General features: G+C 62.3%; 11 protein-coding genes. 4 read left to right on the top strand and 7 right to left on the bottom strand.

Annotated elements, in window-relative coordinates:
- Positions 1-26: 26 nt before the first annotated feature.
- Positions 27-1,214 (bottom strand): lipid-transfer protein, encoded by a 1,188-nt coding sequence (locus ACO6VD_RS09315; protein WP_422418511.1) that lies wholly within the window; start codon positions 1,212-1,214, stop codon positions 27-29.
- A gap of 147 nt (positions 1,215-1,361) precedes the next feature.
- Positions 1,362-2,489 (bottom strand): CaiB/BaiF CoA transferase family protein, encoded by a 1,128-nt coding sequence (locus ACO6VD_RS09320; RefSeq protein ID WP_422418513.1) that lies wholly within the window; start codon positions 2,487-2,489, stop codon positions 1,362-1,364.
- A gap of 213 nt (positions 2,490-2,702) precedes the next feature.
- Between ACO6VD_RS09320 and ACO6VD_RS09325 the strand changes: the two genes are divergently transcribed.
- Complete coding sequence (locus ACO6VD_RS09325) at positions 2,703-5,417, top strand: LuxR C-terminal-related transcriptional regulator (RefSeq protein WP_422418515.1); 2,715 nt, start codon at positions 2,703-2,705, stop codon at positions 5,415-5,417.
- Here the strand turns inward: ACO6VD_RS09325 and ACO6VD_RS09330 are convergent, their stop codons facing one another.
- Positions 5,418-7,883 (bottom strand): LuxR C-terminal-related transcriptional regulator, encoded by a 2,466-nt coding sequence (locus ACO6VD_RS09330; RefSeq protein ID WP_422418517.1) that lies wholly within the window; start codon positions 7,881-7,883, stop codon positions 5,418-5,420.
- Between the two features lie 202 nt (positions 7,884-8,085).
- Here ACO6VD_RS09330 and ACO6VD_RS09335 point away from each other — a divergent pair, with 202 nt between their 5' ends.
- Both ACO6VD_RS09335 and ACO6VD_RS09340 read left to right on the top strand, forming a co-directional pair.
- Positions 8,086-9,918, top strand: coding sequence for a DUF1302 domain-containing protein (locus ACO6VD_RS09335; RefSeq protein WP_422418519.1), 1,833 nt, complete (start codon positions 8,086-8,088; stop codon positions 9,916-9,918).
- Positions 9,919-9,941: 23 nt separating this feature from the next.
- Entirely contained in the window at positions 9,942-11,312 is a 1,371-nt protein-coding gene (locus ACO6VD_RS09340; protein WP_422418520.1) for a DUF1329 domain-containing protein, read from the top strand.
- Positions 11,313-11,384: 72 nt separating this feature from the next.
- Here ACO6VD_RS09340 and ACO6VD_RS09345 read toward each other — a convergent pair whose 3' ends face one another.
- From ACO6VD_RS09345 to ACO6VD_RS09360, 4 genes are all read right to left on the bottom strand, one after another.
- Complete coding sequence (locus ACO6VD_RS09345) at positions 11,385-12,422, bottom strand: DUF1254 domain-containing protein (protein ID WP_422418522.1); 1,038 nt, start codon at positions 12,420-12,422, stop codon at positions 11,385-11,387.
- Between the two features lie 58 nt (positions 12,423-12,480).
- Positions 12,481-13,836, bottom strand: coding sequence for a DUF1214 domain-containing protein (locus ACO6VD_RS09350; protein WP_422418523.1), 1,356 nt, complete (start codon positions 13,834-13,836; stop codon positions 12,481-12,483).
- A 175-nt stretch (positions 13,837-14,011) separates the two neighbouring features.
- Entirely contained in the window at positions 14,012-14,833 is an 822-nt protein-coding gene (gene ppk2 / locus ACO6VD_RS09355; protein ID WP_422418524.1) for a polyphosphate kinase 2, read from the bottom strand.
- Positions 14,834-14,971: 138 nt separating this feature from the next.
- On the bottom strand, positions 14,972-16,537 hold the full coding sequence (locus tag ACO6VD_RS09360; RefSeq protein WP_422418526.1) for an arylsulfatase: 1,566 nt from the start codon (positions 16,535-16,537) through the stop codon (positions 14,972-14,974).
- Between the two features lie 264 nt (positions 16,538-16,801).
- On the opposite strand from ACO6VD_RS09360, the gene ACO6VD_RS09365 reads away from it, so the two are divergent.
- Positions 16,802-18,103 (top strand): OmpP1/FadL family transporter, encoded by a 1,302-nt coding sequence (locus tag ACO6VD_RS09365; RefSeq protein ID WP_422418528.1) that lies wholly within the window; start codon positions 16,802-16,804, stop codon positions 18,101-18,103.
- Positions 18,104-18,234 lie beyond the last annotated feature (131 nt).

Below are 18,234 nucleotides of genomic sequence, written 5' to 3' on the forward strand. Positions count from 1 at the left end.
TGACTCCTGAAGGATGACCGGGGCGATCAGCCGCGACCGTAGAGGGTCACGACGCCCGCGCCACCCAGGCCGAGGTTGTGCTGCAGCGCATGCCGAAGCCCTTCCACCTGGCGGGCCTGGGCGCTACCGCGCAACTGGTGGCTCAGCTCATAGCATTGCGCAAGACCGGTAGCACCCAGCGGGTGGCCTTTGGACAGCAGGCCACCGGACGGATTGACCACGACCTGGCCGCCATAGGTGTTGTCGCCATCCATCACAAACTGCTCGCCAGCGCCCACCGGGCAGAACCCCAGGCCTTCATAGGTCAGCAGCTCGTTGTGGGCGAAGCAGTCGTGCAGCTCGCAGACGCGGATGTCTTCAGGGCCGACGCCAGCCTTTTCATACACCTGGCGGGCCGCCGAGCGGGTCATGCCAGAGCCGACGATTTCGATCATCGACGCCGGTTCGAAGGCATCCGGGGTATCGGTGGTCATTGCCTGGGCCAGGATCGACACATCAGTGCGCAGGCCGTGGCGCTTGGCGAAACGTTCGGAAACGATGATTGCCGCAGCGCCACCGCAGGTCGGCGGACAGGCCATCAGGCGGGTCATCACGCCTTCCCAGACCACCTGGTCGGCCATCACTTCTTCGGTGCTGACCACTTTCTTGAACACTGCCAGCGGGTTGTTGGCGGCATGACGGCTGGCCTTGGCGCGGATCGCCGCGAAGGTTTCCATCCTGGTGCCGTATTTTTCCATGTGCTCGCGGCCGGCGCCGCCGAAGAACATCAATGCCCCCGGCATGCCAATGCCTTCCGGGAACACCGTGGCGGCACTGTCAAAACCCTTGCCCATGGTCAACGGACGATCGGTCCAGAAGTTTTTCAGGGCACCGGGCTGCATCTGCTCGAAGCCGAAGGCCAGCGCACAATCGACCGCGCCGCTCTCCACCGCCTGGCGGGCCATGAACAACGCGGTCGAGCCACTGGCGCAGTTGTTGTTGACGTTGATCACCGGAATGCCAGTCATGCCGACTTCGTACAGCGCCGACTGGCCGCAGGTGGAGTCGCCATACACGTAACCGGCATAGGCCTGTTGCACCAGCTCATAGCCGATACCGGCATCCTCCAGCGCCTGACGCACGGCCTGGGCCCCCATCTCGATGTAACTACCACTGGCACCGGGCTTGGCGAACTGGATCATGCCGACGCCGGCTACGTAGGTTTTCTGGGACATCTGTTTCTCCGCGATCAGTTGACTGGTTTGGCGCACCGGTCGCTCCGGGGCCTTGTCGTCATGGTTGCGCAACGCTTTTGAGCTGTACCCCGCCCCCAGGGAGTAGAAAGGGGTGGGGTTGGAGTGGGGTCACCCCACTCCTCTTGCTCAGGCGATAGCGCCGGCCTCGCGCAACGCGGCAATCTGTGCCTCGTCCAGCCCCAGCTCACAGAGGATTTGCACACTGTGCTGGCCATTGCGCACTTTCTCACCGGCCTGCGTCGGGGTGCGGCTCAAGCGCGGTGCCGGTGCCGGGTGGGTGACGCCGGCACTGTGCATGAAGGTGCCGCGCGCCTGGTTGTGGGCGTAGGCCGGCGCCTCGCTGAAGTCGAGCACCGGGGCAAAGCAGGCTTCGCTACCTTCCAGCAACTGGCACCACTGGTCGCGGCTGCGGCTGCGAAACAGCGTTTCCAGCTTTGCTCGCTGCGCTGGCCACAGGCTGCGGTCCCACTGTGCCTTGAACAGCGGGTCATCGATCTCGCAGAGTTCCAGCAAGCGCTGGTAGAACTGCGGTTCGATGGCGCCGATGGAAATGAAGCGGCCATCGGCGCAGGTGTAACAGCCATAGAACGGCGCCCCGCCATCGAACAGGTTCTGCCCGCGCTCACCCCATTGGCCGTTCTGCTGGAACTCGTAGTACATGGTGCTGAGCAGGGCCACACCATCGCTGATAGCGGCATCGACCACCTGGCCCTTGCCGGAGCGCTGCGCTTCGAACAACGCCGCCACCACACCGAAAGCCAGAAACATCGCGCCGCCGCCCATGTCCCCCACCAGGTGCAACGGCGGCGTCGGCGCATGGTCGGCGTGGCCCATGGCATGCAGCGCACCGGTAATGGCCAGGTAATTGAGGTCGTGACCGGCACTCTGCGCCAGCGGGCCGCTCTGGCCCCACCCGGTCATGCGCCCGTAGACCAGCTTCGGGTTACGTGCCAGGCACACATCAGGGCCAAGCCCCAGGCGCTCCATGACGCCCGGCCGAAAGCCTTCCACCAGAATGTCGGCGCTGTCGATCAGCTGCAACAGCACCTCGGTTGCCCCCGGTTTGCGCGGGTCAATCGCCAGACTGCGGCGACCACGGCCAATGACGCTGGCATCGCCATTGAGGAACCCTGACTGCTGGCGGTCAATGCGGATCACCTCTGCGCCCATGTCGGCGAGTAACATGGTGGCAAAGGGCGCCGGCCCGATCGCATTCATTTCGATTATTCGTACCCCAGTCAGTGCTCCTGCCATGTTCTTCTCTCTGATTGTTAGTGGCATTGACGTCAACGCGCCACGAAGGCGTGCGACCGGCAACAGGCTAGCCAGACAGGTCGGGCATACCTATCGCTCAAAAGAGTGAAGTTCATCCTGCGATTTTTCCGCAGCGCCGGTAGCCGTGGCATTATCTGCTGACAGAATAATCAGAGGCCGCTGACCAGGCGGCCCGCATGGCCAGAGAGACACATGCCCAAACGCCAGGACCTTATCGCCCGCCTGAGCCTTGTACCGAGCGACATCCCGCCCTCGGACGAACTGCCAGCGCCAGCCACTCACCCTATTCGCGCAGAGAAATTCGTTGCGCTGGGTACCTCGGTCGGCCTGCTGCCCCGAGACAACCTGCTGCAAGGCATCGATCCACCCGGCAACATCCGCCTGATCCTGATCCGCGCCGCCGCTGGCTTCGGCAAGACCACCCTGTTGCGCCAGTTGCGCGAGCGTTGCCTGGACAATCGCCAGCCCGTGCTCTGGCTCACGCTCGACCGCGCGGATAACGACCCCAGGCGCCTGGCCGCTCATCTGTATGCAGGGTTACAGGCGCTCGACGGTGCTCCCAGCAGCGACGCGCTCGCCAGCCCCCAGGCGTTACTGCAACAACTGGGTAGCCTGGCGCCGGGTTTCACCGTGGTATTGGACGATTTCGAAGTGCTCGATACGCCGCAGGCGCTCGCCTTCATCCAGCAACTGCTGGCAGCCCTGGCCCCTGGCGCACGCCTGGCCATCGCCTCGCGCATCAACCCTGAACTGGGCCTTGGGCGTTTGCGCATGCAGGGCCAGGTGCTGGATATCGACACCGATGCACTGCGCCTGAGCCCGGCGCAAACCCAGGCGTACCTGCGCGGCCGCTGCCCGTTGCCGATCACTGACGAAGACTGCGCTCGGCTGCAGGCGATTAGCGAAGGCTGGATCACCGGTTTGTTCCTCGCCACCCTGTCGTTGAAGGGGCGCACGGCCCTGGCCGATGTGGTTGGTTCGTTCTCCGGCAACAATCAGGAGCTGGCCGAATACCTCACCGAAGACATTCTCGCCCGGCAGAGCCATGAGGTGCGCCTGTTCCTGCTGCAGACCAGCATTCTCGAGCGCTTCTGTGCGCCCTTGTGCGACGCCCTCACCCAGCGCCAGGACAGCGCCGAACTGATCGAGCAGTTGCTGCGCAGTAACCTGTTCATTCAACCCACCGACGCTCAGCACCAGTGGTTCCGCTACCACCGCCTGTTCAGCGGGTTCCTGCGCAGCGCCCTGGCTCGCCAGTTGCCCGGACAGGTCGAAGGGCTGAATCGAGCAGCGGCGCGCTGGTACCTGGCACACAAACATCCCGCGGCGGCTATCGGCCACCTGATGAGCGCCAACGACATCGAGCAAGCGGCCGACTACCTGGAGCGCCACCTCGACGAGCTGGTCGATGCCGGCCGTCTGCGCCTGATGTTGCGCTGGCTGGAGCAAATGCCCAGTCAGGTCCTGGAAGCCCGGCCACGGCTGGCGCTGACCCATGCCTGGTTGTTGGTGCTCGACCGCCGCTACCGGGATGCCATGCAGGTCGTCGAGCGCAACCCCGCCAACCTGGAAACCGACACCATTCGCTGCCTGCTGCTGGCCTTTACCGACCAGACAGAGGCGGCGATAAGCGTGGCGCAAGCGCAGATCGCCCGCCTGACGCCCAGTGACGGGCTGCAATACGGCATGGTCGCCACGCCCTTGGCGTTCTGCCTGATTTCTACGGGCCGCTATGACGATGCCCGCGCCTTGCTGATCGACATGGCCCGGCAGGCACCCGAAGAGCGCTCGGCGCTGGTGGACGGCATCGCGGTCTATATAGAAAGCGCGCTGGAACTGACACTGGGCCATCGCCGCGCCGCCCTCGCCCGGCTTGAAGCGGCCAGCAGCGTACAGGCCGCCGTGCTGGACGGACGCTGGGTAGGTGCCAAGGTGACCCTGGACATTCTTCACGCCCTGGTGCTCTACGAAGGCGATGTGCTGACCCAGGCCTGGACGATGCTCAACCAGATCCCGCAGCACGCCCTCGATCTCGGCGGCCCCGACGCTTTGATCGCACATCGGGTGGTGCTGGCACGTATTGCGCTGCAAAACGGCAACCGTGAAGCCTGGCTACGTCATCTGGCCGACCTTGAGCAACTGGGGCGACGCAGCGGCTCGCTGCGGATTCTCTGCGCGGCCTGGCTTGAACGGGCACGCGTGGCCACGGTGGAAGGCCGCCTGGACATCGCCGCCCAGGCACTGGCATCTGCGGAACTCGCCGGTGAGTGGGATCGCCCTGAGGTGCTGACCTTCGCCTGTGACACCGACACGCCGTTCATCGCCCGCCAGCGCCTGTACATCGCCCGTGGCGACTATGCCTTGGCCGCCGGCGAGCTGCGCACGCGCATCGAACTCGCCGAGGGTCGCCAGCAGCAACGCCGGGCGCTCAAGCTGCGCCTGTTGCTGGCCATGGCCCTGGCCGGAAAAGGCCGGCAAAAACTCGCGCTGGATGCCCTCACACCCGCCTTGCGCATCGCCAGCCAGGAAGGTTTCCTGCGTACCTTTCTCGAAGAAGGCCCGGCCCTGGTCCGGCTCCTGGAGCGCTGGGCAGTGACCTACCAGGCGTCGTGCAGCAGTCTGGGTATTGCCCCGGAGTTTCTCGTCGACTTGCTGCAACGCAGCGGCGCCCAGAAAGAGCCGAATGAAGGCAGTGAACCACAGGAAACCGAGCTGCAACTGACCATCCGCGAGTTGCAGGTGATACGTTTGCTCGCCGCCGGTAACCGTAACCGCGCCATCGCCGAGCAGATGCATTTGTCCGAACACACGGTCAAGACGCACCTGCGCAACATCAGCGCCAAGCTCGGCGCCCAGGGCCGCACCGAAGCCATTGCCATCGCCCGCGCCCGCGGCCTGTTGGACTGATCAGGCGAGCATGCCTAAAGACTTGGCGCGCATCACCGCCTGGGTACGGCGCTTGACCCCAAGTTTGTGGTTGATTTTCACGGTGTGAGCCTTGACGGTGTTCAGGGAGATAAACAGCTGCTCACTGATTTCCTGGTTGGAAAGCCCATGGGCCACCAACTGCAGCACCGAAAACTCGCGGGAGGTCAGCCCGCTGCGCGCGCCGGTGTGCAGCGGCGTCGGCACGCTGGCGCTACTGGACCAACTGGCCAGCAGGCTCGAACGTGCCAGCGCGGGACAGGCCTGCTCGCCGCTGCTGCCACCTTCCCTGTCGACACGGGCAAGCGCGACCTGGGCTTCGGCCATCAAGCCACCGAAGCGCAAGCGCTCACAAGTGGCCAGCAAGGCCCGTAGACGCTTGGCCGCATGATCGAGCTTGCCGTTGCCCAGTTCAGCCAGGGCGAGCATCAACTGCAGGCGTTGCGGCAAGGACGGCGCATGCAGGGGCGGCAGCCGCGCTACATCGACGGTGATCGCTTTGCGCGCCAGAGGCAGGATGGCCGCCCACTGTTCCTGGCGGGCCAGCAGGCGCATGTGTTGATAGTCGATGAGGTCCTTGTAGCAGGCCTCGCTGACGCGGCAGCGCTGCATGTGCCGTTCTGCATTGCGCAGGTGAAGGTGTGCCAGCTCCATCTTGCCGTTGCAGGCCGCCACCTCCGACAAGCCGATAAAGGCATGCAGCACATAGGGGTCGCTACTGCCAATGCCCCGCTCCAGGCCTGCGTGCAAGGCGCTTTCGCCCTCCTCCAGATCGCCGCGCAGCAAGTACAGCTCGCCACGCAGCAACAGCAGGCGGCAAAGCAACAGATCGTGGTTGCCACCGTCGGCAGCGACCAACGCGAAACATTCCTGCAGCACCGACTCGGCCAGCTCCATCTCACCACTGAGAATCAACTGGCGGATGCGGTCGGCATTGATCAGCACCTCGCTGGCCAGACAGCCATGGCGCCGCGCCAGTTGCAGCGACGAATCCAGTAGTTCGCGCGCCTGTTCAGGCTCACCGGCGGCCATCGAAACACGCGCCAGCGTCGAGTAACACAGAAACGATGAGGGCCAGTCGCGCAGCTCCAGGTGCTGCAAAGCCGCCTCACAATGCTCGCGTGCGCGCACTGCATCGCCGCTATGGCCGTAAAGCGTGCCCTGCAGCGCCTGCCAGTTGGCCAGCAGGCGACTGTTGTTGCGCGCCTTGGGCTGTGGCGTTACCCAGGCCAAGCGGGCAATGTGCGCCTGGGCATCGTCCAGCCGCCAGCTGCTCAGCAATGCCCTGGCGTTCAGGTAAATCAGGTTCGGCGAGCTTTCCACTGGGCGTAACGGCAACCGCGCCAGCCAGTCGAGCCAGGTATGCAAATGCCGCTCGCTGAACATCCAGTCCAGGGTCAGGCGCTCCATCAAGCTGGCCGCCATCTCGGGTTGATGGGTGCATAACGCCAGCTCAATGGCTTCGTCGATGAAGCCGTCTTCGCACAACAGGCGGCAGGCGTCCAGGCGCAATCGATTGAGCTCGACTGCGGCGAGTTCACCTTGCAACGCCATTGCCACGGCTGGCAGCAAACGATGCCAGTGTCCGTCCGTACCCACCGGCAGGAAAAACGACTCGCACTGCAACAGCCCACGCAGCAGAGGGCCCGCGTCCCGCTCCGGCCACAATCGCGTGCAAAACTCGATCGACACCCGTGGCAGGTAAGCAATGCTCAGCAACAGCCAGCGTTGCTGCGCAGACAACGGCGCCAACAACTCGCCGCCGAGGTACTCGCGCATCCAGGTACTGCCCACCCGCTCATGGCGATCCGGGGCGTTGAGCAGCAAGCGCACGCCAGCGCCCCAGCCTTGGGTCTGCTGCCACAAGTGCTCGATGGTGGATGGGGTGGCCAAAGGGTCCAGGCGTTCGACCAGCGATTCCAGCTCCTCGCGGGAAAACGCCAGGTGTCCGGCGCCCAGCTCGATCAGTTGCCCTTCCAGCAGCAGTCGCGCCAGCTTCCAGCTTGGCCGCTGCCGACAGCTGACCCACAGATGCACAGGTGCCTGCGAACGCAACAGCCGGTCGATCCAGGCGTTGAGTTCAGCGCAGGCATCAGCAGGAAAGTCATCGAACGCAAACCACCAGCGCTCCTGGCTGCCTTCGAGCAGCGCCAGCAAGGTGTCGCCATCACTGGGGGATTGCGCGTCGAGCCCAAGGCTGTCGGCCAGGCGTCGGCAGAAGTGCGCCAGCGTCAGCGCTTGCCCGCCAAGGTCCAGCCACAGGCAGCGCACCTCGGCTGGCCGGCGGCGCATGCAATCGTTGAGCAATACCGTCTTGCCATAGCCTGCGGGCGCACAGAGCAGACGCAGGCGCTGGGCGCCCGCGAGCAGCCGGTCTTCCAGCTGTTCGCGCAGCAGGTGTGCCGACGGTGGCCTGGGCAGGTCCATTGCGCAAAGAAGCTGAGACACGGCGCCTCCTGAAATCGATGAAGGTAGGCGTCATATTCGCGCGCGAGGTGCAAATGCCCCATCCGTCAATCGAGGTATTTTCAGCAGACATCGGCATCTAATGCTTTCGGGTAATACGCAGAACTATCCGATCAGGCAATACATCACCCGGATTTGCCCCCCTAGGATGGCATCGCCACATCATCCGAATCTGGGGAACCGCATGACAACAACAAAAAAGCGCGGAGTGTTTCAGCCAAGTCTGCTGGCTGCTGCCGTCGCCATCGGCGCAAGCCACCCGGCGAGTGCTGTTGACTTCACTCTCGGGGAAATCGAAGGCCAGTTCGATTCGTCACTGTCGATCGGCGCCAGTTGGTCGGTGCGCGGCGCCGATCCGTCGCTGATTTCCAACTTCAACTCAATGGGCAAACGCGGCACCTCGTCGTCACGCACCGTCGACGACAACCGCCTGAACTTCAAGAAAGGCGAAACCTTTTCGAAGATTTTCAAAGGCGTGCATGACCTGGAGCTGAAATACGGTGACAGCGGCGTGTTCGTGCGCGGCAAGTACTGGTACGACTTCGAGCTCAAGGACGAGCACCGGCTGTTCTACGACATCGACGACAGCGGCCGCGACGACCTGGCCAAGGCCTCGGGCGCCGAGTTTCTCGACGCCTTTGTCTACCACAACTACAGCCTTGGCGACCTGGCCGGCAACGTACGCCTGGGCAAGCAGGTGGTGAGTTGGGGCGAGAGCACCTTCATCGGCAACTCGATCAACAGCATCAACCCCATCGACGTCGCCGCATTGCGCCGCCCAGGGGCCGAGATCAAGGAAGGCCTGGTGCCGGTGAACATGCTCTATGTGTCCCAGGGCCTGTCCGAAAACCTGACCGCCGAAGCGTTTTATCAGCTGGAGTGGAGCAACTCGGTGGTGGACAACTGCGGCACCTTCTTCGGCAACGATGGCGTGCCCAAAGGCTGCAATGATCGCCTGGTGGTGGCCGGTCTCGACCTGCCGCCCGGGGTCTCGGATAACATCGGCGCCCCGAATGCCGACACCAACGTCTACATTCCGCGCCTGCAAGACAACGAACCGGGTGACAGCGGCCAGTTCGGCGTCGCTTTGCGCTGGTACGTACCCGAACTGCACGATACCGAGTTCGGCGCCTATGCCATGAACTACCACAGCCGTAACCCCTACCTGAGCACCGTGCGCACCACTGGCGCCGGCACGCCGCCCAGCGCGCTGAATGTGCCACGCAATGCGCGCTACTTCATCGATTATCCCGAGGATATCCGCCTTTACCGCCTTAGCTTCCAGACCACCTTGAGTGGCATCTCGCTGGGCGGCGAAGTCAGCTACCGGCCGAACATGCCCTTGCAACTGAACACCGCCGACTTGCTCACCGGCACGCTCAACAGCCCCTCCTCCCCGCTGATCACCACCGGCTTCATTGGCCAGCCTTCAGCAGCCACTGCCGGCACCGATATCAACGGCTACAAACGCATGCCGGTTGTGCAGGCACAACTGACCGCCACCCAGTTCATCGAACAGGTCATGGGTGCCAGCCGTCTGACCCTGGTCGGCGAAGTCGGCTACAACCGCATCAATGGCCTGGGTGACGGCGACGGCGGCGACCTGCGCTTTGGCCGCAGCCCCGCCTACGGCTCCGGCATCCTCCCGGGCGCAACCGGCCTTGCCACCTGCACCGGCACTGGCGCAGGCACGCCTACGGCCAGCAACCCGGCCCAGCAATGCAACGACAAGGGCTTCTACACCAGCAACTCCTGGGGTTACCGCCTGCGCGCCAAGCTCGACTACCCCAACGTGATCGCCGGGATCAACCTGTCGCCCAGCCTGGCCTGGTCCCACGACGTCGACGGCTACGGGCCGAACTTCGAGGAAGGCAACAAGGCCATCAGCATCGGCCTGGATGCCGACTACCTGAACACCTACACCACCAGCCTCAGTTACACCGATTACTTCGGTGGCGACTTCAACACCAACGTCGACCGCGACTATGTGGCGCTCAGCTTTGGCCTGAACTTCTGACGCAAGACCGGAGGAATACAAGCATGACTACCCTTACCATGATGCGTACTGGCGCACTGGCCCTGTCGCTGCTGGCCACCAGCGTGATCGCCGCCGTCTCGCCGCAGGAAGCGCAACAACTGGGCACCACCCTCACCCCGCTGGGCGCACAGAAGGACGGCAACGCCGATGGCAGTATTCCGGCCTGGACCGGCGGCCTCAAGCCGGGTGCCGCCGCGGTGGATGGCAAAGGCTTTCTGGGCAATCCGTTTGCCGACGAGAAGCCGCAGTTCGTCATCACCGCAGCCAACGCCGCGCAGTACCAGGACAAGCTGACCCCTGGCCAGATGGCCTTGTTCAAACGCTATCCCGATAGCTACAAGATCCCGGTGTACAAAACCCAGCGCACGGCCGCGGTCCCCGACGCCATCAGCGCTATCGCCAAGAAGAGCGCGCTGCAGACCGAACTGACCGACGACGGCAACGGCTTGCGCAACTTTGCCGATACCCGTTACTACCCCTTCCCGATCCCGAAAAACGGCGTCGAGGTGTACTGGAACCACAACAACCGTTACCGCGGCGGCAATATGCTGCGCCAGGCGGCCCAGGCGGCGCCGCAGACCAACGGGTCCTACTCCATCGTCGAATACGACGACGAGCTGAGTTACCCGCAATACATGGAAGGCATCGATGCCAAACAGGCCGAGAACATCTTTTACTTCTACAAACAGAGCATCACTGCACCGTCGCGCCTGGCCGGTAGCGTAGTGCTCATCCACGAAACCATCGATCAGGTCAAAGAGCCGCGCCTGGCCTGGGTCTACAACGCCGGCCAGCGCCGCGTCCGCCGTGCACCGCAGATTGCTTATGACGGCCCGGGCTCGGGCGCCGACGGCCTGCGTACCGCCGACAACACCGACATGATGAACGGCGCTCCGGACCGCTACGACTGGAAGCTGGTGGGTAAAAAGGAGATCTACATCCCCTACAACAACTACAAACTCTGGTCGCCGAGCGTGAAGTACGCCGACATCATCACGCCCGGCCACATCAACCAGGACCTGGCCCGTTACGAACTGCACCGTGTCTGGCATGTGCAGGCCACGCTCAAGGCGGGTCAGCGGCACATCTATGCCAAGCGTGACATGTACTTTGACGAAGACACCTGGCAGCTCGCCGAAGTCGACCACTATGACGGTCGCGGCCAGCTCTGGCGTGTTGCAGAAGGGTATGCGGTCACCGACTACGAGCGTAGCGCTCCGGCCTACGCCATGCTGGGCATCTATGACCTGATTGCCGGGCGCTACAATGTCCTGGCGATGATCAACGAGGCCAAACATGCAACCTACTACGGCAAGCCGACCCGCATGAACGACTTCACCCCGGCGGCACTGCGCAACGCAGGTGTTCGCTGACAGCGACGAAGCGGCAACAAAAAACGGCGGCCAATGGGCCGCCGTTTTTGCTTCCTACAGGTTTGTGTTGATTCAGGAAGCAGGCTGAGCCTCAGGCAGCTTCCAGGTCCCGTCCAGCACCGCCTTGGCCGGCTGGTAGAAACGCACCATGTAGTTCCAGCCCGGCATGATCGGCAGGCAATTGACCACTGCCGCCGAGCAGTCACCAAATTGAACCGACACCTTACCGTCCTCACCTTTACGCGCCGTGAGGTTACTCAATGCGTATGCCTCCTGGGCATTCTTCTGGAACTGGCCCTGGGCGTTATAGACGCTAATGGACCAGAACGCCCCGGCAGGCACATTGGAGACATCCAGGCGGTACGGGGTTTTGCCATCGTTGTGCTGCGGCGTGACCACCTGGTAGTAGGCATCCTTCTCTGGATTGCCCCCCCATGCCATGGCGCTGCCGATCAAATGACGTACCGGGTCGACCTCTTCACGTTTGCCAAACATCCCCCGCGAATCGGCAAGGGTCGCCCCCAGGGCAAGCAGCGACTTCCTGATGTTGGCCCGACTGGCTTCATCCCAGTTCGGTACCTGGAACTGCCCCGGACCGCCGTCCTGTCTGGCGACGATGGCGTCCTGCAAAGCAGCGATCTTCGTCAGGTCTTGCGGGTCGGCAGGATTGATCAGGGTGCGCACACCGAACAGCACATAGCGCGTGGAGACGTCTGCCTTGCTCAACCGGTACTCCCCTGCCCCGTAATGCACGCCGACGACATGGTGGTCCTCGTCAATCATCACCAGCGACATGAAGCGCCCACCGGCATCAGGCAGGGTCACGGTGACGGGGCCGGCATTCATGTCAAACACTGCGGTCGAGTACAGGGTGTCGCGGTTCGGCCGGATCACGGTCGGACGATCCACCGGAATCAGGTTGCGCCAGTGCGAGAAGGCTGCAAAGCCACCACGCTTGACGGTCAGGTCGAAGTAACGATCAGTTTCGGCACGGCTGAAATTGTCAACGGTGACGGGTACCACTTCAGTCTGCAACGCCTCACTGTGCGCAACCGGCAGGTAGGCGCTGTACAAGGCGATTGCCGCCACCAATGCTTTCAAATCATTCATTGTTGTTGTCCTTATGATTGAAAAGGCCGTGGCGCGCGAGCCACGGCCCTGGAGAGCCTCAAATCCTGACCAGCGCCGGAGGGAAATAGTCGCCGTTGGCTACCACGCCCTTGGCGCCGTAATAGCGCAAAATCAGCCTGAACGGCTGCCCTGCGGCAGTCGGCAACCAGTTGCCCTGGTTGGCGCCCGCCGGTTGCTGTGGCGCGAAATACAGGGTCAGCGAACCATCGGCGTTGTACTTGAGGTCGGATTGGTTGTTGAGCAGGTAGCGTTCCTGCGCGTTGGGCAACACGCGGAAGTTCTTCGCATCGGTGGCGGTGATCGACCAGAAATACCGGGCGAAACGCTGCGGCAACTGCTCAGCGGGTATCGTCAGCGAATAGCTTTGGCCACCGTCGAGCACCTCGCCGGTGTCCTGCACGGCCGCACGGTAGTAATGAACTTCCTGCTGGGTGTTGGCCCAGATGCCGCCATAGTCGACCAAGGTGCGGGTCAGGTAGTCGCTGCCATAGGCACCGGAGACTGCCGGGCGTACCCAGCCATTACGCACGGTGCCTGGCCCGAGGGTGGCCGCGGCCTTGCCCAGAGCGGGATAGGCGCGGGTCTTGATCTGCTGATCGATACGCGCCCGCGCTGCCGGGTCGGCGACCTGCGCAGCAATGGCTCGAACGTTGGCCTGAACTGTTTGCATGCCAGGGTTCAGGTCAGGTTCCTGCAGGGCAAGCTCGGCCAGATCGAACGCCTCGACCCCCGGCAGCTTGCTCAGCTCGAACATCAGCGCCTTGGGCACTGCCGGGAGCGTTGGTGTACCCGTAGTGCGCATGCTGAACTGCCGTTGCAACTGTTCGGCCTGCTTGGCGTCAGCACCCAGCTCCACCCGCGACAGCACCCGAGCCGTATGCACCGGCAAGTCGATGCGTTTGACCCCGGCGGGCAGTGTCACCGCTGCGCCCTTCAGGCACACGGCAAAGTCGCCATAGGGATGCTCGGGCTGACTGCGTTCATTGATGTTGGCCAGGGTCTCGCCCCAGCCATTGAGGAACTGCACCGTGTAGTAGCGATCGACGATCTTCGGCACGCTGATCTGGGTGCAACTGCCCTCATCCACGGCAATCCAGGCTTCCGAGTAGGCCACATCGAGGTTGGGGTTGGGCCAGTCCACAGCCCCCGGTTTGCGGTGCACCAGCTGGTTCCACTGCAGGCCTTCCTGAAAGTCCAGTTGCTGTTGGCGCATGACCAACAAACGGCCGAGCAAATAGGTGTAGGCGTCACTGACCTCCTGGTCCGAGATAGCCTGGGTTACCGCGACTGCCGGAGCAGCGGCGGCATGCACCTGTGCTGCATGCAGTGCAGACGCCAGGCAGGACACTGCTATCGCTCCTGCGGCCAGCGCCAATCGTGATGAACCTGTCATTATTATTCTCCTTGGTTATTCATGATCTTCAGCACTGGCAGCTTATGCATCAAATAATCTGAGCAGGCACCTCCCCTAAGGGGTGGGGTGTGGTCGTTTTGGCGAAGGACAAAACAAAAGCCCAGGCGAGTGCCTGGGCCAGGGTAAGCAAACAGTCCGGTGCAACCGGTGCGCGTTAAAACTTCTCGGTAACGCGCTTGAACTGATAGTTCGGCTCCCGATAGTTACCGGGCTTCTGCCGCTTGGGCAGTTTCACCTTCTCACGGGGTACTTCCTTGTAAGGGATACGGCTGAGCACATCAGAAATGATATTCAGGCGGGCGCGGCGCTTGTCGTTCGAGTCGGCGACAAACCAGGGTGCATGACCGGTGTCGGTAGCCTTGAACATATCGTCACGTGCCCGCGAGTAGTCGTACCAGCGGCTGTAGGACTTGAGGTCCATCGGCGACAGTTTCCAGATCTTGCGTCCGTCCTCGATACGCGCCTCAAGACGGCGGGTCTGTTCCTCCTCGCTGACTTCCAGCCAGTATTTGAGCAGGATAACGCCAGAATCGATGATGGCCCGCTCCACGGCAGGCACCGCATCGAGGAAACCGTCAACCTGTTCCTGGGTGCAAAAGCCCATGACCCGTTCGACGCCGGCGCGGTTGTACCAGCTGCGGTCAAAGATCACCACTTCCCCGGCCGCCGGCAGATGCGGCAGGTAGCGCTGCAGGTACATCTGACTCTTTTCCCGGTCGGTCGGCGCCGGCAACGCCACCACGCGGAACACCCGTGGGCTCACCCGCTCGGTCAGCGCCTTGATGGTGCCGCCTTTACCGGCGCCGTCGCGGCCTTCGAAAATGATGCAGACCTTGATGCCTTTCTCTTTAACCCACTCCTGCATCTTGACCAGCTCGACATGCAGTTGGCGCAGTTGTTCGAGGTAGTCTTTGTTCTTCAGCTTCCCAGGCGTTACAGGGTCACGCTTGGAGGAACCTTTTTTGTCTTTAGCCATGCCAAAACCTCACACACGTAAGTAACTGACGGCTGATAGATCAACCTTGCCCGGGAAGTCTAGTCTGCCTACTTTGTTTGCCTCTGTCTGAGATCAAGAAAAAGCCAGCGCCCGTCACTGACGGGCGCTGGTACTGGGCTATTTTTTCATCTTCGCGTCAATCTGCTTGTCCACTTCCTCGCGGATCTGGTCGATGCTGAAGCTCGCCGGACGCTGGCTCGGCGGGTATTCAACAAAGGTCTGCAGGAACGCCGCGGCTTTGCGCGTGCCCTGGAAGATCAGGTAGTCGTTCTTGGTCAGCCAGTCGTAGTACTGGTCCGAGACAACGTCTGCCCGCTCGTAAGGGTCCATGCGCAGGTTGAACATTTTCGGTACCCGCAGGCAGGTGAACGGCTCACTCCACACCTGCAGGCCGCCGGGTGCGCGCTGCTCGCAGAACACCAGCTTCCAGTCACCAAAGCGCATGGACACCAGTTCGCCGTCGTCGTTGAAGTAGTAGAACTCGCTGCGCGCGCCCTTATCGGTTTTGCCGGTGAGGTAATCGAGCTGGTTGAAACCGTCCAGGTGCACCTTGAAGTTGCTGCCGCCGACATCGGTACCTTTGAGCAAACGGTCCTTGATGTCCACGTCGCCTGCTGCGGCGAGCAAGGTCGGGAACCAGTCCAGCCCGGAAAACATCTGGCGCGAAATCGAATCAGGCTTGACCTTGCCTGGCCAGCGGATCATCGCCGGCACGCGGAAAGCCCCTTCCCAGTTGGAGTTTTTCTCGTTGCGAAACGGTGTGGTGGCAGCATCCGGCCAGGACCACTGGTTCGGGCCGTTGTCGGTGGTGTAAATGACGATGGTGTTGTCGGCGATCTTCAGGTCGTCGAGGGTCTTGAGCAATTTGCCGACATCGCCATCATGCTCGAGCATACCGTCGGCATAGTCATTGCCGACCATGCCGCTTTGCCCCTGCATCGACTCGCGGATATGGGTGAACGCATGCATGCGTGTAGTGTTCATCCAGACAAAGAACGGCTTGTCGGCCTTGGCCTGTTTGTCGATGAAATTGATCGCGGCCTGGGTGGTCTCGTCGTCGATGGTTTCCATGCGTTTTTTGGTCAGCGCACCGGTGTCTTCGATCTTGCCGTCGGCACTGGACTTGATCACGCCACGGGGTGAGGCGGCTTTGACAAACTCCGCATCATCCTTGGGCCAGTACGGGCGCTCCGGTTCTTCTTCGGCGTTGAGGTGATAGAGGTTGCCGAAGAACTCGTCAAAACCGTGGTTGGTCGGCAGGTATTCATCGCGGTCGCCAAGGTGGTTCTTACCGAACTGGCCAGTGGCATAGCCATGAGCTTTGAGCGCCTGGGCGATGGTGACATCGCGCGCCTGCAGGCCGACCGGCACACCGGGCATGCCGACTTTGGACAGGCCAGTGCGCAGCGGCGACTGCCCGGTGATAAAGCTTGAGCGACCCGCCGTGCAACTGTTCTCGGCGTAATAATCGGTGAAGCGCATGCCTTCTTTGGCAATCCGGTCGATGTTGGGCGTTTCGTAGCCCACCACACCCTCGCCATAGGCGCTGATATTGGTCTGGCCAATGTCATCGCCGAAAATCACCAGGATATTGGGTTTGTCCGCGGCATGCGTGCTACTCATCGCCGCCGCCATGCTGGTAGCAAGGGTTAGTGTCGTTATCCAGCGTCTACTGAGCTTCATCTGGCCTGTTCTCCGTTTCACGTTACTGGCGTTGGCCACGACTACGTGCACGAAAGGTTCCGGATACTGCAGGGTCCCTGTGCGCCTGCGGTGCTGCGTTTCGGTAGAGGCATAGCGAATGCTGGGAAAGTCTAGTGAACGATTTGCAGCTGCGTCGGAGAAATGTCTGGAAAATGCCGACAGAGGGCTCATTGCACACACAGTCAGAGCGACTAGGCTGGATTAAGTCTCTTTCGGGGCGCACTGCCTCTCACAGGGCCTGCCATGACGACTACCGCAACCCCGCGCCTGCGCGCACTGACGATTTCCACCCTGTGTTATGCGCTATGGTTTGTGCACGGCACGAGCTGGGCCGGCGGCGTCATCATGTATGAAGCCGGCCAGGAAGGCTCTGGCCTGGCCAACGCCGGTGCAGCCGTACTGGCCACCGACCCCAGCGTGATGATGAACAACCCGGCGGGCCTGACCCAGCTTGCGGGTACCCAGATCAATGCCAACGGTCTGTTGATGCTCGGTCATATCCGCTTTTCTCGCGACAGCGGCAACCAGTTCGACGGCAACGAAGGCGGCAATGCCCTGGAGTACCTGCCCGGCACCAGCTTTTTCATCAGCCACCAACTGGATGAACGATCGAGCATAGGCTTTGCCACCTACGGCAACTTCGGTCTGGCCCTGGACTATGACGATGACTGGGCTGGGCGCTACTTCACCCAGGAGGCAGCGATCATCGGCGTTTCCCTGCAGCCGACCTACGCCTACAAGCTCACCGATGAGCTGTCGGTGGGTATCGGCCCGCGCTTGATGTACGCCTATTACCGCACCGAAGCGGCAATCAACAACAACCTGCTCGGCCTGGCCGACCGGCCTGACGGCCAGCTGGAGTACAAGGACACCGATGTCGGTACCGGGGTCAACGTCGGCCTGCTCTACCGGCTCAGCCCGCAGATCATGCTGGGCCTGGCCTACACCAGCAAGATCGACCTGCACTTCAAGGATCGCCCGCATGTCGATGATGTCAGTAACCCGTTGCTCAACCTGGCGTTGAACCGCTTGAACGTCGATGACCTGAAGCTTGATATGCAAGTGCCGCAGACCGTGCTGGCCAGTGCCTCGTACGACCTGGATGCACAGTGGAAGCTGCTCACCAGCCTCGGTTGGCAGCAATGGAGCAAGTTCGGCGAGATCGGTGTTGAGGTCGATGCCGATAATGCCGGTACCAGCATCACTGCCGATCGCCAATACAAGGACACCTGGCATGCGTCGTTCGGCGCACAATACCAGGCATCCCCCAAGGTGCGCTGGAGCATGGGTGTCGGCTTTGACAGTTCGATGGTCGACGACCGCGACCGTACCGTCGACAACCCCGCCGGAGACACCTGGCGCTTCGCAACCGGGGTGAACTACCAGGTCGATGAAGGGCTCGACCTGCATCTGGTCTATACCCTGATCTGGGTCGGTGACATCGATGTCGACCAGAGCAAGGCGCGCTCAGGCACGACGGTATCGGGCACCTACGAAAATACGGCCCTGCACGCGATTGGCGGTGGCGCCGTATGGCGGTTTTAAAAACCTGATGCAAGCGCTGGTTTGACCTGGCCGCGTCGAGCTGTTGCACCAGCGCCTTGACCAGCGCCCAGTCGGTGAACCGGTGGTGTACTACGACCTGTGTGACCACCGCGACTTCCTCTTGCGCGCCG

Origin of the sequence: Pseudomonas sp. GZD-222 (assembly GCF_049310525.1) — a bacterium.
Taxonomy (GTDB): Bacteria; Pseudomonadota; Gammaproteobacteria; order Pseudomonadales; family Pseudomonadaceae; genus Aquipseudomonas.